This is a genomic window from Microvirga arvi (assembly GCF_016892765.1).
Taxonomy (GTDB): domain Bacteria; phylum Pseudomonadota; class Alphaproteobacteria; order Rhizobiales; family Beijerinckiaceae; genus Microvirga; species Microvirga arvi.
Map to the genome: position 1 here is coordinate 1 of NZ_JAFEMD010000079.1, position 22,362 is coordinate 22,362.

27 protein-coding genes and 1 pseudogene are annotated in these 22,362 nt (G+C 65.6%); 9 read left to right on the forward strand and 19 right to left on the reverse strand.

Features of this window, described 5'->3' with window-relative positions; genetic code table 11:
• Positions 1 to 141: 141 nt before the first annotated feature.
• The 7 genes and pseudogenes from ILT44_RS27035 to ILT44_RS27065 all read right to left on the reverse strand — a co-directional run bounded on the left by ILT44_RS27035 (position 142) and on the right by ILT44_RS27065 (position 6,911).
• On the reverse strand, positions 142 to 852 hold the full coding sequence (locus tag ILT44_RS27035) for an IS6 family transposase (protein ID WP_204242710.1): 711 nt from the start codon (positions 850 to 852) through the stop codon (positions 142 to 144).
• Between the two features lie 48 nt (positions 853 to 900).
• Positions 901 to 1,344: pseudogene (locus ILT44_RS27040) on the reverse strand (MBL fold metallo-hydrolase); the annotation flags it as partial.
• Between the two features lie 91 nt (positions 1,345 to 1,435).
• Entirely contained in the window at positions 1,436 to 3,298 is a 1,863-nt protein-coding gene (locus ILT44_RS27045; protein WP_239468576.1) for a heavy metal translocating P-type ATPase, read from the reverse strand.
• 65 nt (positions 3,299 to 3,363) lie between these two features.
• Positions 3,364 to 3,945 carry an NAD(P)H-dependent oxidoreductase gene (locus tag ILT44_RS27050; RefSeq protein WP_204242713.1) on the reverse strand — a complete coding sequence of 194 codons (582 nt, stop codon included), beginning with the start codon at positions 3,943 to 3,945 and terminating at the stop codon, positions 3,364 to 3,366.
• Between the two features lie 72 nt (positions 3,946 to 4,017).
• Positions 4,018 to 4,851, reverse strand: coding sequence for a universal stress protein (locus ILT44_RS27055; protein ID WP_204242714.1), 834 nt, complete (start codon positions 4,849 to 4,851; stop codon positions 4,018 to 4,020).
• A gap of 127 nt (positions 4,852 to 4,978) precedes the next feature.
• A complete protein-coding gene (locus ILT44_RS27060) occupies positions 4,979 to 6,040 on the reverse strand; it encodes an NAD(P)-dependent alcohol dehydrogenase (protein WP_204242715.1) in 1,062 nt (353 codons plus the stop codon).
• A 28-nt stretch (positions 6,041 to 6,068) separates the two neighbouring features.
• Complete coding sequence (locus tag ILT44_RS27065; RefSeq protein ID WP_204242716.1) at positions 6,069 to 6,911, reverse strand: universal stress protein; 843 nt, start codon at positions 6,909 to 6,911, stop codon at positions 6,069 to 6,071.
• 455 nt (positions 6,912 to 7,366) lie between these two features.
• Here ILT44_RS27065 and ILT44_RS27070 point away from each other — a divergent pair, with 455 nt between their 5' ends.
• Positions 7,367 to 7,864, forward strand: coding sequence for a Spy/CpxP family protein refolding chaperone (locus tag ILT44_RS27070; protein WP_372441263.1), 498 nt, complete (start codon positions 7,367 to 7,369; stop codon positions 7,862 to 7,864).
• 113 nt (positions 7,865 to 7,977) lie between these two features.
• Here ILT44_RS27070 and ILT44_RS27075 read toward each other — a convergent pair whose 3' ends face one another.
• Entirely contained in the window at positions 7,978 to 8,451 is a 474-nt protein-coding gene (locus ILT44_RS27075; protein ID WP_204242718.1) for a hypothetical protein, read from the reverse strand.
• A 48-nt stretch (positions 8,452 to 8,499) separates the two neighbouring features.
• A complete protein-coding gene (locus tag ILT44_RS27080) occupies positions 8,500 to 8,778 on the reverse strand; it encodes a PepSY domain-containing protein (protein WP_204242719.1) in 279 nt (92 codons plus the stop codon).
• A gap of 131 nt (positions 8,779 to 8,909) precedes the next feature.
• On the opposite strand from ILT44_RS27080, the gene ILT44_RS27085 reads away from it, so the two are divergent.
• From ILT44_RS27085 to ILT44_RS27095, 3 genes are read left to right on the forward strand one after another with little or no spacing between them, the layout of a single operon-like run.
• Positions 8,910 to 9,221 carry a PepSY domain-containing protein gene (locus ILT44_RS27085; RefSeq protein ID WP_204242720.1) on the forward strand — a complete coding sequence of 104 codons (312 nt, stop codon included), beginning with the start codon at positions 8,910 to 8,912 and terminating at the stop codon, positions 9,219 to 9,221.
• The gene (locus ILT44_RS27090) at positions 9,221 to 9,889 is read left to right on the forward strand and encodes a response regulator transcription factor (protein WP_204242736.1); all 669 of its coding nucleotides are present in this window, start codon (positions 9,221 to 9,223) and stop codon (positions 9,887 to 9,889) included. The genes ILT44_RS27085 and ILT44_RS27090 overlap by 1 nt, the downstream gene beginning before the upstream one ends.
• Positions 9,886 to 11,244 carry a sensor histidine kinase gene (locus ILT44_RS27095; protein WP_204242721.1) on the forward strand — a complete coding sequence of 453 codons (1,359 nt, stop codon included), beginning with the start codon at positions 9,886 to 9,888 and terminating at the stop codon, positions 11,242 to 11,244. Before ILT44_RS27090 ends, ILT44_RS27095 begins: the two co-directional genes overlap by 4 nt.
• Positions 11,245 to 11,255: 11 nt before the next feature.
• Here the strand turns inward: ILT44_RS27095 and ILT44_RS27100 are convergent, their stop codons facing one another.
• The 3 genes from ILT44_RS27100 to ILT44_RS27110 form a co-directional block, all read right to left on the reverse strand.
• Positions 11,256 to 11,843, reverse strand: a complete 588-nt coding sequence (locus ILT44_RS27100; protein ID WP_204242722.1) for a cytochrome b/b6 domain-containing protein — start codon at positions 11,841 to 11,843, stop codon at positions 11,256 to 11,258.
• A gap of 4 nt (positions 11,844 to 11,847) precedes the next feature.
• The gene (locus ILT44_RS27105) at positions 11,848 to 12,123 is read right to left on the reverse strand and encodes a PepSY domain-containing protein (RefSeq protein ID WP_204242723.1); all 276 of its coding nucleotides are present in this window, start codon (positions 12,121 to 12,123) and stop codon (positions 11,848 to 11,850) included.
• Positions 12,124 to 12,414: 291 nt separating this feature from the next.
• Positions 12,415 to 13,296 (reverse strand): LysR family transcriptional regulator, encoded by an 882-nt coding sequence (locus ILT44_RS27110; RefSeq protein WP_204242724.1) that lies wholly within the window; start codon positions 13,294 to 13,296, stop codon positions 12,415 to 12,417.
• Positions 13,297 to 13,400: 104 nt separating this feature from the next.
• Between ILT44_RS27110 and ILT44_RS27115 the strand changes: the two genes are divergently transcribed.
• The 5 genes from ILT44_RS27115 (at position 13,401) to ILT44_RS31805 (ending at position 16,322) form a co-directional block, all read left to right on the forward strand.
• A complete protein-coding gene (locus tag ILT44_RS27115) occupies positions 13,401 to 14,108 on the forward strand; it encodes a glutathione S-transferase family protein (RefSeq protein WP_204242725.1) in 708 nt (235 codons plus the stop codon).
• A gap of 177 nt (positions 14,109 to 14,285) precedes the next feature.
• Entirely contained in the window at positions 14,286 to 14,609 is a 324-nt protein-coding gene (locus tag ILT44_RS27120; RefSeq protein WP_204242726.1) for an ArsR/SmtB family transcription factor, read from the forward strand.
• A complete protein-coding gene (locus tag ILT44_RS27125; protein ID WP_204242727.1) occupies positions 14,606 to 15,037 on the forward strand; it encodes an SRPBCC family protein in 432 nt (143 codons plus the stop codon). Before ILT44_RS27120 ends, ILT44_RS27125 begins: the two co-directional genes overlap by 4 nt.
• 56 nt (positions 15,038 to 15,093) lie before the next feature.
• The gene (locus ILT44_RS27130) at positions 15,094 to 15,369 is read left to right on the forward strand and encodes a hypothetical protein (RefSeq protein WP_204242728.1); all 276 of its coding nucleotides are present in this window, start codon (positions 15,094 to 15,096) and stop codon (positions 15,367 to 15,369) included.
• Entirely contained in the window at positions 15,363 to 16,322 is a 960-nt protein-coding gene (locus ILT44_RS31805) for a GNAT family N-acetyltransferase (protein ID WP_204242729.1), read from the forward strand. Before ILT44_RS27130 ends, ILT44_RS31805 begins: the two co-directional genes overlap by 7 nt.
• A 94-nt stretch (positions 16,323 to 16,416) precedes the next feature.
• On the opposite strand, the gene ILT44_RS27140 is transcribed toward ILT44_RS31805, so the two are convergent.
• The 7 genes from ILT44_RS27140 to ILT44_RS27170 all read right to left on the reverse strand — a co-directional run.
• Entirely contained in the window at positions 16,417 to 16,986 is a 570-nt protein-coding gene (locus ILT44_RS27140; RefSeq protein ID WP_204242730.1) for an Hsp20/alpha crystallin family protein, read from the reverse strand.
• A 99-nt stretch (positions 16,987 to 17,085) separates the two neighbouring features.
• Positions 17,086 to 17,349, reverse strand: coding sequence for a hypothetical protein (locus tag ILT44_RS27145; RefSeq protein ID WP_204242731.1), 264 nt, complete (start codon positions 17,347 to 17,349; stop codon positions 17,086 to 17,088).
• Between the two features lie 143 nt (positions 17,350 to 17,492).
• Positions 17,493 to 18,161, reverse strand: a complete 669-nt coding sequence (locus ILT44_RS27150) for a 3'-5' exonuclease (protein ID WP_204242732.1) — start codon at positions 18,159 to 18,161, stop codon at positions 17,493 to 17,495.
• Positions 18,162 to 19,976, reverse strand: a complete 1,815-nt coding sequence (locus ILT44_RS27155) for a DUF294 nucleotidyltransferase-like domain-containing protein (protein ID WP_204242733.1) — start codon at positions 19,974 to 19,976, stop codon at positions 18,162 to 18,164. It abuts the gene before it with no gap.
• A gap of 69 nt (positions 19,977 to 20,045) precedes the next feature.
• Complete coding sequence (locus ILT44_RS27160; RefSeq protein WP_204242734.1) at positions 20,046 to 21,740, reverse strand: cation acetate symporter; 1,695 nt, start codon at positions 21,738 to 21,740, stop codon at positions 20,046 to 20,048.
• Complete coding sequence (locus tag ILT44_RS27165; protein ID WP_204242735.1) at positions 21,740 to 22,045, reverse strand: DUF485 domain-containing protein; 306 nt, start codon at positions 22,043 to 22,045, stop codon at positions 21,740 to 21,742. Before ILT44_RS27165 ends, ILT44_RS27160 begins: the two co-directional genes overlap by 1 nt.
• 23 nt (positions 22,046 to 22,068) lie before the next feature.
• On the reverse strand, positions 22,069 to 22,362 hold a 294-nt coding region (locus tag ILT44_RS27170), incomplete at its 5' end, for an AMP-binding enzyme (RefSeq protein ID WP_443673965.1).

The window sequence follows — 22,362 nt, forward strand, 5'->3', positions numbered from 1 at the left end:
TCCTGACCTTTATTTCCGCTTAGCAACCTTCATCGATAAGATCTTCAAGGGGGCCAAACCCGAGGAGCTTCCGGTGGGTACTGTCAACTTGGCGCCGAAGCGGCAAAGCTGCCGCGGGCGCAGCCGTCAGGTCAGTCCACATCAGCCCGCGAGGGCAACACCGGTCGCATCGCGCCAGGTGAGGAAGGCGCGATCGCGGGCAGCCCTGTACTCACTGGCTGAGAGGCGATGGCGACGGAGTTGGAAATGGTTGTAGATCTGAGCGTGGGTGGCGAGGAATTGCTGGGCGTGCCGGACTGACTTGAACCGCCTCATGTGGCGTTCGCGCCGTCGGGTGGGTTGGTGCGACACCTCACATCGGTTGTTCAGGTATCGGCTCTGCCGATGTTCGACGCTCGGCAGGATCTCGCGTTTGGCCGCGCCATAGGAGCCGAGTTTATCGGTCACGATCACCCTTGGCACGTAGCACAGGCCCTTCAGCAGCTTGCGGAAGAAGCGCTTGGCGGCGTTCTTGCTACGGCGACTCTGGACCAAGACGTCGAGCACGTTCCCATGCTGATCAACGGCTCGCCAGAGATAATGCAGTTTGCCGCGGATCCGGACGAACACCTCATCTAGAAACCATTTCTCACCGGGGTTCGGCCGGCGCCGCTTGAGGGTCTTGGCGTAGGTCCGACCGAAGCGCAGGCTCCACTCGCGGATGGCCTCATAGCTGACCACGATGCCCCGCGCAGCCAAGATCAGTTCGACCTCTCGTAGGCTCAGGCTAAAGCAGTGATACAACCAGACGGCCTGATTGATGATCTCAGGCGGGAAACGGTAGCCGCGGTACGGATTAGACGTCGTGCTCATGCCCAAGACCGTGCCATAGGAACCGACCTACGCCAACTTGACAGTACCCCATTGGCCGTAAGTCACGCGCCGGAACTGCGTCAGGGATGCGATGGCGTCCTCTTCCGTGTAGATGGGAGAGACCGTCTCCCGCCCGCGTCGACTGTTGCGGCGGTTGAGCTGATCGACCTCCATTTCCTGGATGTAGCCGGAGTCCGGCAGCATGATGGACGCCAGGTCGATCGTTCCGGCCGTCGCATAGATCGGTCCATCGAAGCCGGCCTTCACCAGCTTCGGCACGAGCCCAGAGTGGTCGATGTGGGCATGGGTGAGGCAGAGAGCATCGATCCCTGCGGCGCGGAACGGGAAGTGCTCGTAGTTGAGCTCCCTCTCCTCCTTCGATCCCTGGAACATGCCGCAATCGACCAGGACGCGGGCGGACTCGGTCTCGAGCAGGTAGCAGGAGCCAGTCACGGTTCGGGCGGCGCCGTGGAAGTGAAGGCGAAGCGACAAGGAAACCTCCTGGGTTACGAGGAAGCGTCGGGCGGTGAGGATCGCACCTTGGTACACCCCCGTCGAGCCGGAAGAGCGTCACGGCTCGCGATCAGGATGGCTCCGGTCCCCACAGGGCCCGCAGGGCGTTGAGGATCACGGCGACATCGATGGCCTCCTGGATGAGCGCCCCTTGCACGGGCGTCAGATAGCCGAAGGCGGCAACAATCATTCCGACGACGGACAGGCCGATCCCGGCATAGACGCTCTGGAGCGCGATGCTGCGCGACCGGCGCGCCGCGTTGATCGCCGCCGGGATCTTGTCCAGACGGTCGACGAGGAGGACGACGTCTGCGGCCTCGGCGCTGGCTGCGGCACCCTTGGCGCCCATGGCAACGCCCAAGTCGGCCGCCGCCAAGGCCGGAGCGTCGTTGACGCCGTCGCCGATCATCATGACGGGTCCGTGCCGCTTCTCATCCTGTACGATGGCGATCTTCCGGTCTGGCGTTAGATCGGCATGAACGCCATCGAGATGCAGTCCGACCGTGACGGCTTCTGCGACGTCGCTGCGGTCTCCGGAGGCCAGGACAATCCGGTTCATTCCCAATCGACGAAGCCGTTCGATGACCTGGGCCGCTTCCGTGCGCAGGTGGTCCGCCAGAACCAGGAGTCCGGCGAGGCGGCCGTCGACCGCCACCGCTACCACGACCGATCCGACAGGGTACTGGCTCCCGGCCAGGGTTTCCACGGTACCGGGTGCCTGTCGCGAGACATACCGAACCCCACCGACGACGAGATCGAGACCATCGACGCTACCCTCCAATCCTTCGCCAGGAACCTCGACGACGTTGGCGGGTAGCGGCAACGGCAGGTCCCTTGACTGCGCCTCACGGACAAGCGCCCGGGCGATCACGTGCTTCGAGGCCTGATCGAGCGACGCCGCGAGCTGGAGCAGTCTTTCGCTCGCGAACCCGGGCATCGGCTGGATCGTCGTCAATCGGGCTTCGCCGTGGGTCAGCGTGCCCGTCTTGTCGATCACCAACACCCGCACCCGCGCCAGCGCCTCCAGCGCCTTGCCTCCCTTCACGAGCACGCCGGCCTTGGCGGCCCGCGACACACCGGAGACGATGGCGACGGGGACGGCCAGGATCAGCGGGCACGGGGTGGCCACGACCAGGACGGCCAGCGCCCGGATCGGGTCTCCGCTCCAGAGCCATGCCCCGCCGGCCAGCGCAACGGTGAGGGCCAGGAAGGCGATGGCGAACCGATCCGCAAGGCGCGCCATCGGTGCCTTCGATGCCTGGGCCGCCTCGATCAGGCGAATGATGCCGGCATAGGTACTTTCGGCGGCGCGATGGGTAGCGGTCAGGTCGAAGGCGTCGCCGGCATTGGTCACGCCGCTCAGCACCGGCTCACCCAAGTCCTTGCGCACGGGCAGCGCCTCTCCCGTGAGAGCCGCCTGGTCGAGAACGGCCGTTCCCCGCGCCACGACGCCGTCCACCGGCACCACATCGCCCTGGCGAATAAGCAGGCGGTCGTCGGGTGCGATCGTTCCGAGGTCGACTTCCTCGAGCCGTCCATCCCGATAGCGGACGGCCGTGCGCGGAACGCGCCCGAGAAGCGCCGTCATCTCGCGTGCGGCGCGGCGCTCGGCGAAGCTCTCGAGATACTGCCCGCCCGCATACATCAGTGCCACCACGACGGCGGCGAGGTGCTCCCCGAACAGGAGCGCTCCGGTCATGGACAGGGCCGCCACGATGTCGAGGCCGACATCCCCGCGGCGCAGGCTTGCAGCGATCTCGACGAGCAGCGCACCCAAGACGGGGATCGTGGCGGCGGCCCAGATCGATCCGGACCACTGTCCGGCCCCGGCAAGGTACGCCCACCATCCCAGGATCAGCCCGAGCAGGGGCACGACCACGAGAATGGGACGGACGAAGCGGTGCAGATTGCGCAGACCCTGTGCGCTCGGCATCGCAGGCGGGTGCAGCATGGAGGAAATTTCAGGCGTGGCCTTCCGGATTCCCGACATCTCTCATCCTACCGGGCTCTCGCCCCGAGATTGCGCATGGCACCGAGCCATGCCTTGCGCCTGGCATCGCTCATGCCCTCGATCCTGCCGATGAGGGTGTGGCGGTTCGGGCCGATGCCGACCAGGGACAGGATGCTGCGCTTGAGGCTCTTGAGGCTGTGGGCCCCGAAGTACCATCGGTAGACGAAGGCGGGCATGCCCATGGTGATGACGATGCGCGACGAGCGTCCCTTGAGCGCACTCTTCCAACTGCCGCCTGCCCCGGTGCCGCCCGACATGAAGGCGGGCCGCAGGGCCTGCTCCAGGAAGCCCTTGAGGAGCGCGGGCATCCCTCCCAGCCACAGGGGAAAAATGATGACCAGGTGCTCTGACCAGGCCAGCGTCCGCTGGGCCTCGGTGATGACGGCTGGCGGCGGGGCACCGTCCCAATCGGCCTTCGAGCGCAACAGCGGGACGTCGCGGTCGGCCACGGTAATGAGACGGACCTGATGGCCGCCCACGAAGGCGCCTTTTGCATAGGCCTCTGCGATTGCGTGGCAGAAATGCCCGCCGGACGTGGGATGGCCCTGGATGATGGCGATGCGCGTCATGCCATTCTCCGGTGTCCTTCGCCTGGTGCCCACACGTTGGAGCCGCCTCGGGTCGGCCGTCATCGCGCGACCTCAATGGGCAACCAGGATTGGGCTTTCCGAAGTGGCGAGCATGTCCCGCGTCGCGCCGCCGAATACCTGCTCGCTCAGACGGGTGTGGCCATAGGCTCCCATGATGACGAGGTCCGCGGAAATGCGGCGCGCCTCCTCGAGGATGATCTCGGCGACGGGACGTCCCTCGCTCTCGGCGGTGACGACCTCCGCAACAACATTGTGGTGAGCGAGATGGGCCTTCAGATCGGCACAGGACATCCCATCCGTCGGAGGATCGACGACCAGGACAACCATGCGTGAGGCCTGCTCGATGAACTCCAGCCCTTCGCGCAGGGCGCGGGCCGACTCGCGGCTGCCGTTCCAGGCAACCAGCACGGTCTCGAACGGTCCCTGCCGATGCTGGCCGGGCGGCACGAGCAGCATTGCGCGCCCGCTGCCGAAGAGCACCGCCTCCACCAGGTCCGGCCAGACTGCTGCCTTGGCCTCGCCGTAGGGCCGTGTGGCGATGAAGAGATCGGCGCAGCGGGCCTGTTTGACTGCCTTTCCGGCTAATACGCCGAACGACTCGTCGAGCCGGCGCAACTCGTTCGGCACCTGAAGGCCGGCCCATCGCTGCTTCAGCCACTTGGCCCTGGCATCACCGTCCCTCATGGCCTGGTCCTGGAGCTCGGTCAGGATCTGGATCGTGGCCGCGCCGCCATCCATCGGCATGGCGACTGTGAGATCGGGAAGCTGGTTGGTGAAGAGTCCGATCAGTTGGGCTCGATTTGCCGATGCGAGGGACTGCCCATGCTCCAGCCGGATCTCGTCCTCGGGACTTCCATCGAGATGCACCATGATGTCCTTGATCATCGCCCTCTCCCTCTGTGTGCCCGGACACGGTCGCGTGCCGGAGCCGTCATCGATCATCATGCGCCCGAGTTCGGGCTTGCCGCCTTGATCCAGAGCAAACCGCTGGCGGCATCGATCCGGCCATCCGCTATGGCGTGATCGCCACCTTCAGGACCCCGTCGCGCTGATGACCGAACAGGTCGTACGCCTCCTCAATCCGGTCGAGCTTGAAGCGATGGGTCACCAAGGGACGCGTATCGACCCGGCCGGACGCGATCACCTCCATCAGGCGGCGCATGCGCTCCTTGCCGCCGGGGCAGAGCGTGGTCCGGATGGTGTGATCGCCCAAGCCCGCCAGGAAGCCGTCGAGCGGAATCCTGAGATCGCCCGAATAGACGCCAAGCGACGACAGCGTGCCGCCGGGACGCAGGACGCGCAGCGACGCCTCGAAGGTCTCCTGCCTTCCGAGCGCCTCGATGGAAACGTCGACGCCGCGCCCGTCGGTGAGACGCCTGATCTCCTCGACCGGGTCGGTCTGCGTGAAGTCGACCACATGATCCGCGCCCATCCGGCGCGCCATCGCCATGCGCTCCGGCACGCTGTCGACGGCGATGATGGTGGTCGCGCCCATCAGCCGGGCGCCGGCGGTGACGCACAGTCCGATCGGCCCCTGCGCGAACACCGCCACCGTGTCACCGATGCGGATGCGCCCGCTCTCCGCCCCCGAGAAGCCGGTGGACATGATGTCCGGACACATCAGCACCTGTTCGTCGGTCAGTCCGTCCGGCACCGGGGCCAGGTTGGCCATGGCATCGGGAACCCGCACGTATTCGGCCTGGCAGCCGTCGATGGTGTTGCCGAATTTCCAGCCCCCCATGGCTTTCCAACCATGCCGCGTGCCGGCCCCGTCCTGGGAATGGCAGCCGCACAGGCAGGCCTCGCTGTGTCCGCTCGGCGTGATTGCGCCGGCGATGACCCTCTGGCCCTCCTCCGCCGAGCCGAGCTTCTCGATCAAGCCGACCGGCTCGTGCCCGATGGTGAGCCCACGGGCGACCGGGTACTCGCCTTTGAGGATGTGGATGTCGGTGCCGCAGATCGTGGTGGTGGTGATCCGGATGAGCGCGTCGAGCGGACCGATTTCCGGGATCGGCTTCTCATCCAAAACGATGCGTCTGGGTTCGACGAAGATGGCGGCTTGCATCCTGGGCATGGCGACTTCCTCCTGCCTGCGGGATTCCTCAGTACGAGATGAACAGCGGCACGGGACATTGCTTCAGCAGGGACGAGGTCACGCCGCCGAAGACCATCTCGCGCAGGCGCGAGTGCACGTAGCCGCCCATGACGATCATGTCGGCATGGGTCAGGGTGGCGTGGTTGCGCAGTGTCTCGGCGACGTCGCCCTCCAGGGCCGGCAGGGTCTGGACAGTCACGTTGACGCCGTGGCGGGTCAGGTGTGGCGCGATGTCGGCGCCGGTCACGGTCGTGGGCAACTCCTTCTCGCCCATCACGGCGACCACCTCCACGGTTTCCGCCGCCCGCAAGAGCGGCAGGGCGTCGGCCGCCGCGCGGGCTGCGCGGCCGCTGCCGTCCCAGGCGAGGATGATGCGCCGGGCGCGGAACACGCCCTGCCCCGGCGGGACGACGAGCAGCGGACGGCCGCTGTCCATCAGCAGGGCATCGATCAGGCCCCGGTCGAGGGCGAGGGCTTCCGGCTCGGCGTCGACGACGGTGAGGTCATGCAGACGGGCCTGCGCCTTGAAGACGGCGAGCAGTGCCGGATAGCTGAGATGCGGGGCGGCGGTGGACCACGCAATTCCTGCCGCGCTGGCATCGCCCTGCGCGCTTAGGGCCGCCGCCTCGGCGAGGGCGTGAAGGCGCTGGTTCTCCTCTTGGACAAGCCCGGCCACGACCTTGCTGATCCCGGCGCTCGACAGGTCCACCTTGACGGAAGCGGCCTGGACGGTGGCATGGGCGTCCGCCTGCTGCGCCAACGAGAGGCCGTAAGCCAAGGCGGACGAGGTCTCGTCGGGGCCAAACTCCTTTGTCAGGCCGATCAGCACGCTCTTGATGTTCCCAATCATGTCGTCCCTCTCGTTTCTCTGTCCCGAATGAAAACCCTGGAAGACTACCGCATGATCGAGGTACGCCGCCTTGATCTGCCGCAAGGTCGCGGTCGGCTCTCGCAGCCCCCGGTATCCGGGCTGTCGGTCTCATGCCCCGCCTGAAGGACGTGATATGATGGGTTCCATCGCATCCGAAGCGGAAGGCGGAACCATTCATTTCCCAATCCCGCAAGCCGGGCTCAAGAAGGAGAGCCTCCATGAAGACGCCCATTCTCGTCGCCGTTCTGACCGCCCTCGCCGGGCCGACGCTGGCCCAGGCGCCCGCCGACCACGTTCAGCACCATCCAGGTGGTGCGACCGCAGCGCAGGTCCAGTCCACGGCCCCCGCGCAGCCTCAGACGGCGCCTGCTCAATCAGGGGCGCAAATGCCGATGGGCCGAGGCATGATGCAAGGCCAGGGCACGCCAGGCGGCATGATGGGTCGAGGAATGATGGGGAGGTCGGGTCGGGGCATGATGGGCCGGTTCTCGCCCGAGGATATGAGCGCGTTTGCCGACGCCCAGATCGCCGCGGTCCATGCCGGGCTGAAGCTGTCGGCCGAGCAGGAGAAGCTGTGGCCTCCGATCGAAACCGCGGTCCGCGGCCTCGCTGTGCTTCATCTCAGCCATATGCAGGCCATGCGCCAGAACCAGGACGCACTGGCTGGGGATCGTGTCGCCTTGATCCGCGGCATGGCGGATCGCATGAGCCAGGGAGCGGACGCCCTGCGCAAGCTCGCCGATGCGGCAGCTCCGCTCTACGCCACCCTCGATGAGGCGCAGAAGCGCCGCTTGGAGGTTCTCGCCCCCATGGGACCCCGCGGCATCATGGGGCCAGGCGGAATGACCGGACTTGGCATGATGGGTCCCGGCGGAGCCATGATGCGCGACGATGCCGACGGCGATGATGACGATGGCCGGGACGACCGCTGAGGCGGAGCCCCGTCCTGGCGGAGCTCCGCGGCTTCGCCGATCGTGAAGGGGAGCGCGTACGGCGCTCCCCTTGTTCATGCGGCCATGACGGTGACCGTCGGATGGGAAACCCATCATCGATCGCCCAGCGGCTTCCATTCCGGATGATCGAAGTGGCCGCCATAGGCGTTCAGGGCCTGCACGATGGCGGCGACACCTTGCTCCTGGCCGCCCTCCCCCTTCATGACGTTGATCCCGTCCATGACCTGCGCCAGCGCCAGATGGAGCTGGATGTCGGCCTCCTCGGGGAGCTTGCAGTTCGCCACCACGTAGTCGACCTGCTCCTGGACCCTGTCGGCGAGCGCGGAGAAATCGGCCGCGCCGTACCGGCCCGCATGGACCAGCGGCAGGGCCGTGTCGATGTCATCGCGGATCCGGCCCATCCTGGTCCGCAGGGCTTCGTCCGTCTGCCACTTCTGGCCGTTGTCGAGCCTCAACTCCATGGCGTGCCCGTCGGACCCGTGCGGAGTAGCCGCTGAAACGGATGCGGAAAGCCCGACCGTCAGGCCGAGTGCGACGAAGGCAGCAAGGCACTTGTTCGTGAACATGACCAAATCTCCTGTTTCATCGTTCTCATGCGTGCTTTGTGTTCCCGTTCAGCGAAGACGTGCCTGGACGAGTTCGCCCGTGGCTCGGGCATAGACAGCCTTGATCGGGACGCCGCTGTCGTTCACCGCCCGCACCTCGTAGCAGCCGTGCTCGGCCTTGATCCGGTCGACCCGGTACCCGAGGCCTTCAAGCCCTTTATTGACCTCGCTTGCGGCGACGATCCGGCCATCGATGCCGGGAGCGCAGCGGCTTTCCCGGTCGTCGGCCATGGCCGGAACTGCGAGGCCTGTCGCGAGAAGGGCGGATGCCATGATGATCGTGCGCATGTCGGTCTCCTGTGGTCCTGATCCGAACGGCATGTCCGGATCGATGAGAACGACATTAATGACCTGCCGCTTTCGGCCTGCTGTTGATCCATGTCAGCGAATTGTCAGGTGCGCGGGCGCATCCTCCCTCCATGAGCAAGACGCGCCGCGACATGATCGTTCTCGGCCTCGCCGCAGCCCTGCTGCCGTCGGGCGCCCTGGCGGATCGTGAGCGTGACTCTGACCAGGCCCGCCGCGCCGTCGAACGGGGCGAGGCACTTGCTCTTTCCGACATCCTGGACCGGGTGCGGTCCGACCTCGGCGGCGAGGTGGTCGGCATGTCGTTCGAGCGCAAGCGCGACCGCTGGATCTACGAGTTCAAGGTGATCGATCCGGCCGGACAGCTGTGGGAGGTCTATGTCGACGCCGCCACGGCCGCGATCCTCAAGCGGGAGGGCCACTGATGCGCATTCTGCTCGTCGAGGACGACCCCCGCGTCGCCCGCAAGGTTGAGGCCGTGTTGGTGGGAGCGGGCTACGCCGTCGATCACGTCATGGACGGCGAGGACGCCTGGTTCCGCGGCGACACGGAGGACTACGATCTCGCCGTCCTCGACCTCGGGCTGCCGAAGATGGACGGTCTCGCCGTGCTCAAGAAATGGCGCGCGGCCGGGCGCGACCTGCCGGTGCTGATCCTGACCGCACGCGGGGCCTGGGCGGAGCGGGTCGAGGGCATCGATGCCGGTGCCGACGACTACCTCGCCAAGCCGTTCGCGATGGAGGAGCTGCTGGCCCGCGTGCGGGCGCTCCTGCGCCGGGCCGCCGGGCGGGCCGCGCCGGTCTTCGTGTCGGGGCCCGTCACGCTCGACACCCGCAGGATGCGGGTCACGGTCGACGACGTGCCGCTCAGCCTGTCGCCGCTCGAATACCGCTGCCTGAGCTACCTGATGCACCATGCCGGGCGGGTGATCCCGCCGACCGAGCTGATGGAGCACCTCTACGCGCATGACCACGACCGGGATCCGAACGCTCTGGAGGTGCTCGTCGGTCGCCTGCGCCGGAAGCTCGGCGTCGACCTGATCGAGACCCGCCGCGGCTTCGGCTACCTCGTGCCGGAGCGTGCCCCGACATGAGGCAGGGTTCGCTCAGGCTGCGGCTGCTCGCCGTCGGCGCGGTGTCCATCATCCTCGCCCTCGCGATTGCCGGCTTTGGCCTCCTGCTGCTGTTCGAGCGGCATGTGGAGCGGCGCATGGCGGCCGAGCTCGGCTCGCACCTCAACCAGCTCGTGAGCGGCCTCGCCCGGGCGGAAGGCGGCACGCTCGCGGTCGGCATCCCTCCGGCCGAGCCGCGCTTCCTCCAGCCCCTGAGCGGACTCTACTGGCAGATCGCCGAGGAAGGGATCAACGCCGTGCTGCGGTCGCGCTCGCTCTGGGATGCCACCCTGATCATGCCGTCCGACGTGCCGGCTGCCGGGGAGGTTCACCAGCACACCATCCCTGGTCCGGGCGGCGCGGCGCTGTTGGCGGTCGAGCGGCGGATCATCCTCCCCGCACGCCTGGGCGGGGGAACGATCCGCGCCGTAGTGGCCCTCGACCGCGCGGAGGTCCATGCCGCAGGCTTGGCCTTCGCCTCCGATCTCGCTCCGTCCCTGGCACTCCTGGCCGCGGTCCTGATCGCTGCCGCCTGGGTCCAGGTCGGTGTCGGCCTGCGCCCGCTCGATGTCGTGCGCGGCCGTCTGGCCCAGGTCCGCTCCGGCGCGGCGGACCGTCTGGGAGCGGACTTTCCCGACGAGGTCCGCCCGCTTGCCGCCGAGGTTGACCATCTGCTCGACGCGCAGGAAAAAACCATCGCCCGGGCAAGGGCCCGGGCGGCCGATCTCGCTCATGGCCTGAAGACGCCGCTCACGGTCCTGGGCGCCGATGCGGAGGAACTGCGGGCCCGCGGCGACACCCGCCTTGCCGACGAGATCGAAACCATCACCGCCGGGATGCGCCGTCATGTCGAGCGCGAACTGGTGCGGGCGCGGATTGCCCTTCGGGCGCGGAGCGGGCCGATACATCCGGCCCGTCCCGTGGTCGAGCAGGTGGTCGGCGTGCTCCGGCGAACCCCGCAGGGGCAGAAGCTGACGTGGGAGATCGATGCCACCGACGGTCTCGGGGTCCGGATGGATGCCCACGATCTTGCTGAAATCCTCGGCAATCTGGCCGAGAACGCGGCCACCTGGGCCGCCGGTACCGTGCGGATCGTGGGCCAGCGCGAAGGCGAAACGGCGATCCTCCGGGTCGAGGACGATGGACCGGGCGTGCCGGACGACCGGATCGATGCCGTGCTCGCCCGCGGTGGGCGGCTGGACGAGACCCGCCCTGGAACCGGGCTGGGCCTCGCCATCGTGGGGGATCTGGTCGAGGCCTACGGCGGCTCGCTGTCCCTGCGGCGCTCGGCGCTCGGCGGCCTTCTCGCAGAGGTCCGGCTGCCGAGCGAGGCCTGAGGAGCGCCGGCTCACGGAGCCCGCTTGCGGCCCGTGATCATCGCCTTCACCAGGTTTTCGCCATGCTCCAGGCTGGAGAAGCTGATGCCTGCCACGTGCAGGACGATGAGTCCGATGGTTGCGTAGACGAGCCCCTCGTGGAGGTCCTCGACCCACTGCGAGCCCCAGAACGCGTCGGTGGTCATGGCGAACCCGGTGGCCGCGATGCCGCCGATCATGACGAGCAGGGCCACGACCATGGCGCCGCCTGCCGGATTGTGGCCGAGATAGCGCGGCGCCCTGAACCGAAGCGCCTGACCCGAGTAGGTCGCGATCTCACTTGGCGAGCGGACGAAGTCGCTGAACCGGGCATGCCGTGAGCCGACGAAGCCCCAGACGATCCGCAACGCGACGAGAGCGGCAATCGCATAGCCCACGCGGATGTGCAGCCACTCGATCTCGTCCCCGGTCGCGAAAGCGACGGTGAACAGACCCACGAGGCTCCAATGGAAGATCCGGACGAACGTATCCCATACGCGTACGGTCCTGGCTTGGGGTGAGGAGGCGGCCGCCGCCGGCGTCGCGCCGACGGCTTCGACCGCGGATTTGCTCGCGGTCATGGCGTCACTCCTTGGCGACGATCTCGCCCGAGGTGGGGTCGACGAACAGCTCGGTGCGGGCGTTGTTTGGGTCGAGGGCGTAGATCTCGCCGCAGGCCTTGGCGATCTTGGCCTTCCGGACCTTGTAGCCCTGGGCTTCGGCCTTTGCCTTGAGGGACTCGACCGAGAGCCACTGGCTCTGCGGTGCCGTGGTGCAGGGACGTCCGAGGCTGCTCGCCTGGGCTGAGAAGGCGCCGGCAATGACGGCAGCAGTTGCAAGGTTAATGGCGGTCATGCGCATGGGTCTCTCCTGTTGCACCCAGACGCCGATGGAGGCGCCTGGAATGTCGGGAGAATGGCGTACACCTGCTGTCAGCCGGCTGTGGAAGGCTGTCAGCGAGGTGACAGGTTAGACGGTGTAGAGAGTCCCTCTGTTGAAAGACCCGGCATTCGGTAGCAAAGACCACCAATTCTGACCGAACCCATCTGATGTCCTCAAGGATACTCGGGACGGCGCTCTCCATGTCATGACCGGCGCGCGCACCCGGCACCCACCGCAGCGGTCCTCGCCGGAACCATTAACCGCAGATCGTCAGGCACCTGCCAGGAAATCGATGACGGCCCTGACGGCCGGGAGCTGGCTGCGCCGATGAGGCGTCAGGATCGTGGAGGTCACGATTCCGGCAGTCCAGTCCGGGAGCACCGATGCCAACTCCCCGCTTCCGACCAATGCCGCTGTCATCGTCTCCGGAAGGCAACCGATGCCAAGTCCCGCAGCGGCCGCCCGCAGCAGCACCGAGGATTCATCGGCTACCAGACGCGCCGCCGGAGCGACCTGAACCTCCCGGCCGTCGTTGTTCTTCAAGCGCCATGTCCTGGAGGCAGGAGCCGTCAGGAGCCCGTCATGTCCGACGAGTTCCTCAGGGCGCCCGGGAACGCCCTGTCGTGCCAGATAGTCCGGCGAGGCGACCAGCATGATCCGCTCGACGGTCATCCGGCGCTGCATGAGATCGGAATCGGACAGCGGCGCGAAGTGGCTCCGGATCGCGATGTCGAAGCCTTCCCTGACCAGGTCGACGAAGCGGTCGGTGACGTGGAGTTGCACGTCCAACTTGGGATAGGCGCGCGCGAGAACCGGCAGGCGATCGGCCAGATGGAACTGCGCCACCGGCACGGAGGCCGTGATCCTGACCGTGCCCTGCGGCTCGGCCTGCCGCCGCTGCACCACGCTCTCGGCGGCCTCGGCCTCAATCACGGCCGCACGGGCATGATCATAAAAATCCTTCCCGACATCGGTCAGCACGAAGCTGCGCGAGGTGCGATGGATCAGGCGGGTGCCGAGATCCGCCTCCAGTTCGGCGACCCGCTTGCTGACTGTCGACTTGGGAACCCCCAGGTGTCGCGCGGCGGCGGCAAAGCCTCTGTTGTCCACCGCCTGGACGAAGATATGCAGATCGTTGAAGTTGAATCTCATGCGCCATCGTACACAAATGTGGACTTAAGGTCTCCAAAGTAACGACTATAGCCTCAAAGTCCATGATGCCATGTTGAGGTCGTCAGAAGCACAAGGAGACACACATGGTTCAAACCCTCATGTACGGCATCCCGTCGGGATGCTCGCTCGGCTCGATCGTTGCCCTGGAATGGCTTGGGGAGCCGTATCGGCTCTGCCGCATCGAGATGCCGACGGTGGTACAAAGCGAAGCCTACCGCCGGATCAACCCGGTCGGCGAGACGCCGACACTGATGACCGGAACGGGCGAGCGGATCAGCGAGAGCATGGCGATCCTCCATCATCTCGGCACACGGGGGATCAACAAGGGACTGTCCTTCGCGCAGGGCACGCCCGATTTCGACCGGCTCAACCGGATTCTGGCATTCCTGAACACGAGCTTCTTCACCGCCTTCGGCCCGCTCTGGTACGTCTTCGAGCATGGGATTGAGGGATCCGACAAGGACGCCCTCAGGGCCTACGGTGCGGCGAAGGTGGCCAAGGCCCATGCCGACCTGGAAGGGATGCTCGGCGACAAGGACTGGCTGTTGTGCGACCGGCGCACGTTGGCAGACGCCTACTTCGCCGGCATCGCGCGATGGACCAAGTATCACGACGTCGTCGACCGCCGCGACTATCCCGGCTTGCAGCGCCTGTTCGAGAGGCTGGAGGCGGATCCGGCGGTCCGGTTCGCGCACGCGATCGAGCGCGGCGAACCCGCCCTCAGCGGTGGTGGGTTCCGGGGCGAGGTCACTCTGGACGATGTCTTGCGCCAGCAGGCTATCGCAGCCTGATCGAGCGAAAAACCCCGCCTCACCGTTTGAGGCGGTCCTTTCCTATCACTTGTGTCCCGCTCGAGGCCGCAGGCTCCGGTGCCGAGGGTTATCGTGGCTGTCCCACAGACCTCGCTTGACTCATCCATAACTCGTTGGTTATTAGTCTAATCAATAACCATCGAGTTATGGATCGCGATGCCACAGACCCAGGATGTCCTCTTCAGAGCGCTCGCCGATCCGACGCGGCGAGCCATTTTCGAGCGGCTGTGCCGTGACGGAGACCAGACGGTGGCAGCCCTGACGGCGCGCGCGGGGGTCTCACAACCGGCTGTCTCAAAGCATCTCGGCGTGCTGAAGCAGGCCGGGCTGGTGCGCGACCGCCACGCAGGGCGCCAGACGCACTACAGCGCACAGCCCAAAGCGCTGGCTCCGCTGATCGACTGGACAAGCCAAATGGCCGGCTTCTGGCAAAGCCGGTTCGACGATCTGGAAGTCCTGCTGAAAAGGATGGACCAATGAACGAAATGGTGACCGAGACACGCTCCGTCGTTGTCGAACGAGAAATCCCTCATCCGCCGGAAAGGATCTGGCGCGCGCTCACGCAACCCCACCTGATTGCGGAGTGGTTGATGAAGAACGACTTCATGCCTGTCGTGGGCCACCGTTTCAATCTTCGCGGCGATTGGGGCGGCGTGTTGGATTGCGAAGTTCTCGCCATCGAGCCGAACCACACGCTGTCCTACACATGGAATTTTACGCACGAGGATGCAGCCCTCGATTTGAAGAGTGTGGTGACCTTCACCCTGTTCCCAACGGGCACGGGCACTCTCCTGCGCATGGAGCAGGTAGGCTTCCGGCCCGATCAGAAGCAGGCCTACGGGGGCGCCAAGGCCGGGTGGCAGGGGTTCCTTGCGAACCTGGAGCAGGTCTTGGCACGCATCGATTGAATGCCGCGTAGCGGATCGCCCGATCCGCTACGGCTCATTTTCAAAAGGAAGTCACAATGCACTGGAACAAATGGGTTCGGCAGGGTCACCGCTGGCTGTCGATCGCCTTTACGGGGACCGTCATTGCCAACTTTGTCGCCATGGCATTTGGGGAGCCTCCCGCCCTTGTGGTCTATTCGCCTCTGATCCCGCTCTTCCTGCTCCTGTTCTCCGGCCTATACATGTTCACGCTGCCCTATGCCGCAAAGGGGCGCAGCGGGCGACGGACCGTCGGACAGGAGGTTCGCTCAGTAAGGGAATCCTCTTCCAGTCCCACGGAGGAAGCATGCTGATTGGCGCCGAGGACACCGATTTTGCCACTCTGCTCGATGGCAAGGCCCCGCGCGGTCTCCAGCTCCCCGACAGCGAAATAGCGCCCCGGGCGGCTCTCCGGATGCTGCGTGAGCTTGCTGCTCGCATCCGTCCGCAATTCGCGCCAGCCGCCTGGTGGATCGTCGAGAGCGGCGAACTCGTCGGCCTGTGCTCGCTGACACGCCTGCCCATCGCTGATGCCATCGATATTGGGTATGGGATCGCGCCGTCCCGTCAAGGCCGCGGCCATGCAAGCGGTGCGATCGCACATATCGTGGAATGGGCCTGCTCCGATCCCCGCGTGACAGCCGTCACGGCGGAAACGTCGGTCCACAACCATCCCTCGCAGCGCGTCCTGGAACGCAACGGCTTCCTGCGGATAGGGGAGCGGATGGATCCTGAGGATGGCGAGCTTATCTGCTGGAGGAGGCTCACCGTCCGAATTCGGCCGGAGCGCCCTGAGGATGTTGATACGATCCACAACCTGACCACGGCTGCCTTCAAGCATATGCCCTACAGCAGCCAAACCGAGGCCGCCATCGTCGACGCTTTGAGGAGGGCGGACGCCTTGACGGTTTCCCTCGTCGCCACCAAGGATGGAGCGATCGTCGGCCATGTTGCTTTCTCACCTGTTACGATCAATGGCGAGGAGAACGGCTGGTATGGCCTTGGCCCGGTGTCGATCTGGCCTGTCGAGCAATGGAAAGGCATCGGACACGCATTGATCCGGGAGGGACTCAGTCGCCTTATGGATCTGAATGCCGAAGGGTGTGTTGTTCTCGGCTCTCCAAGCTACTACAGCCGCTTCGGGTTCGTGAGCGACCCCGAACTCCGCTACGGGGATGTGCCGCCCGAGCACTTTCAGCGATTGTGCTTCACAGACATCGTGCCGAAGGGCGAAGTCGCGTTTCACCCCGGGTTCCACGTCGCCTGAGACGAGGGTTGCTCCTCCCAGGGCGACGTCCTGGCTGGATGTTTCCTGCACCTCATGCGCAAGAGGCGAGCGAAAGCTTCACGTCAGCCGACCTTCAGCCAGATTTCGTGTCGTCAGATCGGACCGAGGTGTCGGTTGCCTGCTGGCCTCCCCTTTCGCCTGCGGCACCCCGTCCCTGGACCTGGATCCGTCGCGAGCGCTCCTGCCGTTCGGTCTTCGGCACCGTCACGGTCAGGACGCCGTTCTCGAAGCTGGCCCGGACCAGCTCGGACTCCACCGCGTAGGGCAGCCGCAGCGAACGCTGGAAGGTGCCGTAGGAACGCTCCACGAAGTGGAAATTCTCCTTCTCATCCTTGCGCTCGAACCTCTTCTCGCCGCGGATGGTCAGCACGTCGTCATCGAGGCTCACATGGATATCCTGCTCGCTGACGCCGGGCAGCTCGGCCGTGATGCGGATCTCCCTGTCCGTCTCCGACACGTTCATGCTGGCATTGACATAGGTTCCGACGTCGCCCTGGCCCTGGCTGCCTGATGCAGCGGGTAGGTTGGCGCCGCGGAAAACATCGTCGAAGAGTCGGTTCATCTCGCGGTGCAGCGACAGGAAGGGATCACCTGGAAACATTCCGCCGCCGGGGCGGTAGGGAGTCATCAGATTGCGGGCCATTGTGCGTTCCTCCTCATGCGTTGCGGGATCGGGGCGGGCCGTCGTAGCGTGGCGGGCATAGGGCCTCGCGGCACCGGGCCAGCCTGCGCCCCGGCGCGGTTAGGCCGCGAAGGACTGACCGCGTTGCTGCATCCAGAGCTGGTTCAACAGGTCGACATAGGGCTGACGCCTCTCGCAGTGGGCGATCCTGAGTTTTTCCCTGATGTACTGCTTGAGTTCCTTGGCGCTGGCGCTTTTCTCGACCTTCTCCAACTCGACCTGGTGCTCGAGATCGATGTGGCCCAGCGTCCGCGCGACCTCCTTCATCATCAGGTCAAGGCTGGGCGAGTACATCCGGTACTGCTGGCTGGCGTGATTGGACATGTTTCCCTCCATGATTGTTCGTCATTGTCTGGAGTTACGTTGATCCAAGAACCTTACGCTGTCTCGGGCCAGTATCGTTGCTGTGGAGCAAAGAGAAACTCCGTATTTTTACGGAGGAACGGCAAAGTGCTCCCCCGCTGAATTCAGGCGCCGATCGGAGCCTCCTGCTGGACGGCACGCTCGCGCCCGATGCGGGCGCCGCGCTCGCGCATCTCCCTGAGCTGCACGTACATCATGGCCGTCATCAGGGCATCGTTGAAGGGATCGTGTAGCGCGAGGCTGGGAATGCCCAGGTCCGCCAGGATCGACCGGAACCGGAGATCGAGCACGGTCCCCGGTGGGGCACCGCCGTACTTGAGGGCGTAGTAGATCTCCGAGACCTCGATGCGGCGGTTGGGCAGCTTCGCCTCGATGTAGCGGAGGACATACCTGTCGAGCATGCGGACATCGAAATCCACGTAGTAGCCGACGATGGGGCGCCCGCCGATGAACCGGAGCAGCTCCGGCAACACCTGATGCATGGGGCGCCCCTCGGCCACGTCACGCGCCCGAAGCCGGTGGACTTTGATGGATTCGGGGGGCAGAACCCTGTCGGTCCTGATAAGGGCCCTGTAGGCCTCGCTCGTCATGATTCGGTTGCCGCGGATCACGATCGCCGCGACGGCAATAACCTCGTCGAACCGCGGGTTGAGCCCGGTCGTCTCGCAATCCAGGACCACGACCTCGTCCGGCGGTCCCGGTTCGAACAGGAATCGGTAGGCATGGTCCGCCAGCGTCGCGCGATAGAACAGGTTGCGCAGCCAGCGCCGCATTCAGAACGCCCCGAGCTTGTAGCGGCTGCCGATCAACTCACGGAACTGGCGAACCACCCGCAGGGCATCGCGCAGGATATCCCGCTCCACGGTGGTGATCCCGTCCAGGCGCAGCACGGCCTCCGACCCAAGCTCCTCCGTGTGCAGCGCAAGGAGCTGGGACCGTAGCCGGAACTCCATGAAGACGTGCAGGGCACCGGTCAGCTCCCGTCCGAACGCAGGCTCCAGGGTGCCTGCCCTAACAAGCGCCTCGATCCGGGCGGCCGTCGGCGTCTCGAGGATGCCCCTGTCGATCGCCAATGTGCGCACGCCATGCACGATCGGGAACGTTCCAGCTTTCTTGAGATCGATTCCGTCGGGGCCGGCGCCGACGGATGCCATGATGGTGCTGAGAACGCCCAGGTTGGGTGTTTCAAAGGTCCCGATCAGGGATGCGAACCGCGCCAGGAGAGCGGTCTCGCCGCGCATGAGCTCGAACAGGGCCGCCTTCGCCCTTATGAGGACGTCCGCCGAGCCTGTCACGGCCACCGCATCGACGAAGATGGCGATGTTCATCATGGCCTCGGGATCCCCGCGGAGAACCCAGGCCTTGAGCTGGCGGATGAAGCCGTCCAGGGACTGGGACCAGACCGGATTGCGCACCATGACATTGCCGGGGCACGGCGGAAATCCGAACCCGTCCAGCGCGCTTGAGAAAGCATCCCGGAAACGGCCGAGATCGGATACCGGGACATCCCTGTCCAGCAGGATGGCATTGTCCTGGTCGGTTCGGACGGTCTGCTCGCCGCGGCCTTCCGATCCCATCAGCAGCAGGCAGCCGGCCTCACGGACCGTCGTGGGCGCTGACATCTCGAATACACGCCTGAACAGCCGCCGGTTCAGGTCGGACGTCATCTCGGCGATCACGTCGACCTTCACTCCCTGCCGATGAAGGCGCTCGACCTGCGCCCCAATGGCCTGGGCGGCCCCGGCGAGATCGTCGATGCTGCGGGCGCGTTCGATCCGTCCCGGGATCAGTTGGGAATTGCCTGCGAACAGGCCGAGGATATCGATGTCCTCCAGGAACCCGACGTAGTCGCCGTTCGAGCGGATCGCGAGGCGCCGCTTGTCGTGCTTCGTCATCATCAGCAGCGCCTCGAACACGAAGTCGTCGAGACCGACCGAGACGACATCGAAGTGGCAGGCGTCCCGCACCGGGGCCTCGAGTGGTCGCCGGAGCAGGACGGCTGCCTTCGACAGGTTCATGCCGGTCACGACGCCGATGCGCCCACCATCCCGCACGAAGAGGGCGTTGACGTCGTTGTCCCGCATGCAGCGGCCTGCCTGCTCGATGCTGATCCCGCCGTCGACGTATACGGCAGGACGATAGCGTACGTCGCGCACACGCGTTCGGAGGACACTGTCCATGCCCTCCGCCTTCCGTTGCCCTGCGAAGGCATCGAGCTTGCGCGAGACGTCGGCGTAGAAGAACGCCGCAAAGGCGGCGTTGCGGCGGATCAGGTCGACAACGATGCGGCGCGGAATGAGATGGCAGAGCGTCTCCTCGACCGCCACGAAATCCTCGCCCGCGGCCCCATGCACGAGGGCTCGGGAGTCGAAGCTGTCATTCGGCCCGAGCACGGTCGGAACCGTGCTGTCGTCCCGAACCTTCACGGATCCCTTGATCACCACATGCAGCCAGTCCGATGAACGCCCTCGGGGGATGATCACCTCGCCGGGCGCGAAGTACCCGACGTCGAGTCCCGCCCTGAGCTCCTCGCTCTCCTGATGCGTCAGGCGATCGAACGGCGGATTGGCGATGTCGAAGCCCTGCATGGGACTGTTCCGCCTCGGTGACGGGTTGCTGCCTCCCGCTGTAGCGGGAGGCAGCGGTTACCATACTGATCAATGGACGTGAGCCGCCGCCGCCCCGATACCGGTCTCCGATCGGATGTACTGGGCGTCGAATGCCGCGACCTCGATCTTGGCGCGGTTGCTCGCATCCATTTTCGAGAAAGCCCAGATCCCGAGGAAGGCGATCGGCATCGAGAAGATGGCCGGGTTGTCATAGGGGAAGAGTTCCCGCGCGAAGCCGAAGGTCTGCACCCAGACCGCCTTGCTCAACACCACCATGACGACCGCGCTGACCAAGCCGAGCAGTCCGCCGATCAGGGCCCCGCGGGTCGTCGTTCCCTTCCAGAGGACCGACATCAGGAGAACCGGGAAGTTGCAGCTCGCCGCGACCGCAAAGGCCAGGCCGACCATGAAGGCCACGTTCTGGTTCTCGAAGATGTAGCCGAGGAAGATCGCCACGATGCCGATGACGATGGCAGAGATCTTCGAGATGTTGACCTCCTTCTGCTCCGATGCCCGTCCGCGGGCGATGACCTCCGCATAGAGGTCGTGGCTCACCGCCGACGCCCCCGACAGGGTGAGGCCGGCGACCACGGCCAGGATCGTCGCAAACGCCACGGCCGAGATGAAGCCGAGGAAGAGCGACCCGCCGGTTGCACTGGCGAGATGGATCGCCGCCATGTTCGTGCCACCGAGGATATCCTTGACCTTGTCGTAGGCTCCGCCCGCGCCGAGCTTGAAGAAGCTCGGGTCGTTCATCAGGAACGTGATCGCGCCGAACCCGATGATGAACGTCAGGATGTAGAAGTAGGCGATGAAGCCGGTGGCGTAGAAGACAGACTTTCGCGCCGCCTGGGCATCCGACACCGTGAAGAACCGCATCAGGATGTGGGGCAGCCCGGCGGTTCCGAACATCAGCGCAAGGCCGAGCGAGATGGCCGAGACCGGATCGGCCACGAGAGCGCCGGGCGCCATGATGGCGTCACCCTTTGGGTGGACTTTTACCGCCTCGGCGAACATGGCCTCGGGGCTGAAGCCGAACCGCCACAGGACGATCAGGGACATCAGGGTGGCGCCGGCCAGCAGGAGGCACGCCTTGATGATCTGCACCCAGGTCGTGGCCTTCATGCCGCCGAACGCCACGTAGACGATCATCAGCACGCCGACGATGATGACCGCGTAGAGATAGTCGAGGCCGAAGAGCAGCTCGATGAGCTTGCCGGCACCGACCATCTGCGCAATGAGATAGAAGGCGACGACCACGAGCGTCCCGACCGCGGAGAGAATGCGGATCTGGGTCTGGTCGAGCCGGAAAGACGCCACGTCCGAGAACGTGAACTTTCCGAGGTTCCGCAGCCGCTCCGCGATCAGGAACAGAACGATCGGCCAGCCGACCAGGAACCCGATGGAATAGATCAGGCCATCGAAGCCGCTGGCGAAGACGAGGCCGGAGATGCCGAGGAATGACGCTGCCGACATGTAGTCGCCAGCGATGGCCAGGCCGTTCTGGAAGCCGGTGATGCCGCCGCCTGCGGCATAGAAGTCGGCGGCCGACTTGGTCTGGGCCGCGGCGCGATAGGTGATCCCGAGCGTGCCGAGCACGAAGACCAGGAACATGATGATGGCGGTCCAGTTCAGGGGCTGTTTCTGCACGGCGCCGAGATCCGGTCCCGCCGCCAACACGTTGGAGGAACTGGCATCGAGTGCGACAAGGGTCGCGATCGCAAGGATGAGCAACCGGGGCATCACAGGATCTCCCTCGTGAGGTGTCGGGTCAGTTCGTCGAAGCGGCTGTTCGCACGCTGGACGTAGATGCCGGTCAGGACGAACGCAGAGACGATGACGCCCAGTCCGAGGATGATCCCCAACGAGGTGACGCCGCCGCCGATCTTGGTGGCAAGAAGTGGCTTGGCGAAGGCCACGAGAAGGATGAAGCCGAAGTAGATGACGAGCATTACGATCGACAGGGTCCAGGCGAACCTCGTCCGCTGGCGGACGAGTTCCTGGAATTGCGGGCTCCGAAGGAGTTGGTTGTAATCCTGTGCGGCCATGGATCGGGCCTCCCATTGAGATATCAGTGAGCTCGGTTCTGGCGGTTGGTGATCAGGTCGTCGACCACCGCCGGGTCGGCGAGGGTCGAGGTGTCGCCGAGCGAGCCGAACTCGTCCTCGGCGATCTTGCGCAGGATGCGCCGCATGATCTTGCCCGAGCGGGTCTTCGGCAGGCCGGGGGCGAACTGAATCAGGTCCGGCGATGCGATGGGGCCGATCTCCTTGCGCACCCAGGCGACGAGCTCCTTGCGCAGCTCCTCCGACGGCTCCTCGCCGGCCATCAGGGTGACATAGGCGTAGATGCCCTGGCCCTTGAT

What these genes read in the sequence shown, in the direction of transcription:
- ILT44_RS27065 (WP_204242716.1), bottom strand. Translation starts at nt 6,911, where the DNA reads ATGATTGGGAACATCAAGAGCGTGCTGATCGGCCTGACAAAGGAGTTT.
- ILT44_RS27160 (WP_204242734.1), bottom strand. Translation starts at nt 21,740, where the DNA reads ATGCCCCGGTTGCTCATCCTTGCGATCGCGACCCTTGTCGCACTCGAT.
- ILT44_RS27080 (WP_204242719.1), bottom strand. Translation starts at nt 8,778, where the DNA reads ATGCGCACGATCATCATGGCATCCGCCCTTCTCGCGACAGGCCTCGCA.
- ILT44_RS27060 (WP_204242715.1), bottom strand. Translation starts at nt 6,040, where the DNA reads ATGCCCAGGATGCAAGCCGCCATCTTCGTCGAACCCAGACGCATCGTT.
- ILT44_RS27115 (WP_204242725.1), top strand. Translation starts at nt 13,401, where the DNA reads ATGGTTCAAACCCTCATGTACGGCATCCCGTCGGGATGCTCGCTCGGC.
- ILT44_RS27100 (WP_204242722.1), bottom strand. Translation starts at nt 11,843, where the DNA reads ATGACCGCGAGCAAATCCGCGGTCGAAGCCGTCGGCGCGACGCCGGCG.
- ILT44_RS27145 (WP_204242731.1), bottom strand. Translation starts at nt 17,349, where the DNA reads ATGTCCAATCACGCCAGCCAGCAGTACCGGATGTACTCGCCCAGCCTT.
- ILT44_RS27165 (WP_204242735.1), bottom strand. Translation starts at nt 22,045, where the DNA reads ATGGCCGCACAGGATTACAACCAACTCCTTCGGAGCCCGCAATTCCAG.
- ILT44_RS27095 (WP_204242721.1), top strand. Translation starts at nt 9,886, where the DNA reads ATGAGGCAGGGTTCGCTCAGGCTGCGGCTGCTCGCCGTCGGCGCGGTG.
- ILT44_RS27085 (WP_204242720.1), top strand. Translation starts at nt 8,910, where the DNA reads ATGAGCAAGACGCGCCGCGACATGATCGTTCTCGGCCTCGCCGCAGCC.
- ILT44_RS27035 (WP_204242710.1), bottom strand. Translation starts at nt 852, where the DNA reads ATGAGCACGACGTCTAATCCGTACCGCGGCTACCGTTTCCCGCCTGAG.
- ILT44_RS27130 (WP_204242728.1), top strand. Translation starts at nt 15,094, where the DNA reads ATGCACTGGAACAAATGGGTTCGGCAGGGTCACCGCTGGCTGTCGATC.
- ILT44_RS27055 (WP_204242714.1), bottom strand. Translation starts at nt 4,851, where the DNA reads ATGATCAAGGACATCATGGTGCATCTCGATGGAAGTCCCGAGGACGAG.
- ILT44_RS27150 (WP_204242732.1), bottom strand. Translation starts at nt 18,161, where the DNA reads ATGCGGCGCTGGCTGCGCAACCTGTTCTATCGCGCGACGCTGGCGGAC.
- ILT44_RS27105 (WP_204242723.1), bottom strand. Translation starts at nt 12,123, where the DNA reads ATGCGCATGACCGCCATTAACCTTGCAACTGCTGCCGTCATTGCCGGC.
- ILT44_RS27090 (WP_204242736.1), top strand. Translation starts at nt 9,221, where the DNA reads ATGCGCATTCTGCTCGTCGAGGACGACCCCCGCGTCGCCCGCAAGGTT.
- ILT44_RS31805 (WP_204242729.1), top strand. Translation starts at nt 15,363, where the DNA reads ATGCTGATTGGCGCCGAGGACACCGATTTTGCCACTCTGCTCGATGGC.
- ILT44_RS27070 (WP_372441263.1), top strand. Translation starts at nt 7,367, where the DNA reads ATGATGGGTCGAGGAATGATGGGGAGGTCGGGTCGGGGCATGATGGGC.
- ILT44_RS27110 (WP_204242724.1), bottom strand. Translation starts at nt 13,296, where the DNA reads ATGAGATTCAACTTCAACGATCTGCATATCTTCGTCCAGGCGGTGGAC.
- ILT44_RS27155 (WP_204242733.1), bottom strand. Translation starts at nt 19,976, where the DNA reads ATGCAGGGCTTCGACATCGCCAATCCGCCGTTCGATCGCCTGACGCAT.
- ILT44_RS27140 (WP_204242730.1), bottom strand. Translation starts at nt 16,986, where the DNA reads ATGGCCCGCAATCTGATGACTCCCTACCGCCCCGGCGGCGGAATGTTT.
- ILT44_RS27120 (WP_204242726.1), top strand. Translation starts at nt 14,286, where the DNA reads ATGCCACAGACCCAGGATGTCCTCTTCAGAGCGCTCGCCGATCCGACG.
- ILT44_RS27050 (WP_204242713.1), bottom strand. Translation starts at nt 3,945, where the DNA reads ATGACGCGCATCGCCATCATCCAGGGCCATCCCACGTCCGGCGGGCAT.
- ILT44_RS27125 (WP_204242727.1), top strand. Translation starts at nt 14,606, where the DNA reads ATGAACGAAATGGTGACCGAGACACGCTCCGTCGTTGTCGAACGAGAA.
- ILT44_RS27075 (WP_204242718.1), bottom strand. Translation starts at nt 8,451, where the DNA reads ATGTTCACGAACAAGTGCCTTGCTGCCTTCGTCGCACTCGGCCTGACG.
- ILT44_RS27045 (WP_239468576.1), bottom strand. Translation starts at nt 3,298, where the DNA reads ATGCCGAGCGCACAGGGTCTGCGCAATCTGCACCGCTTCGTCCGTCCC.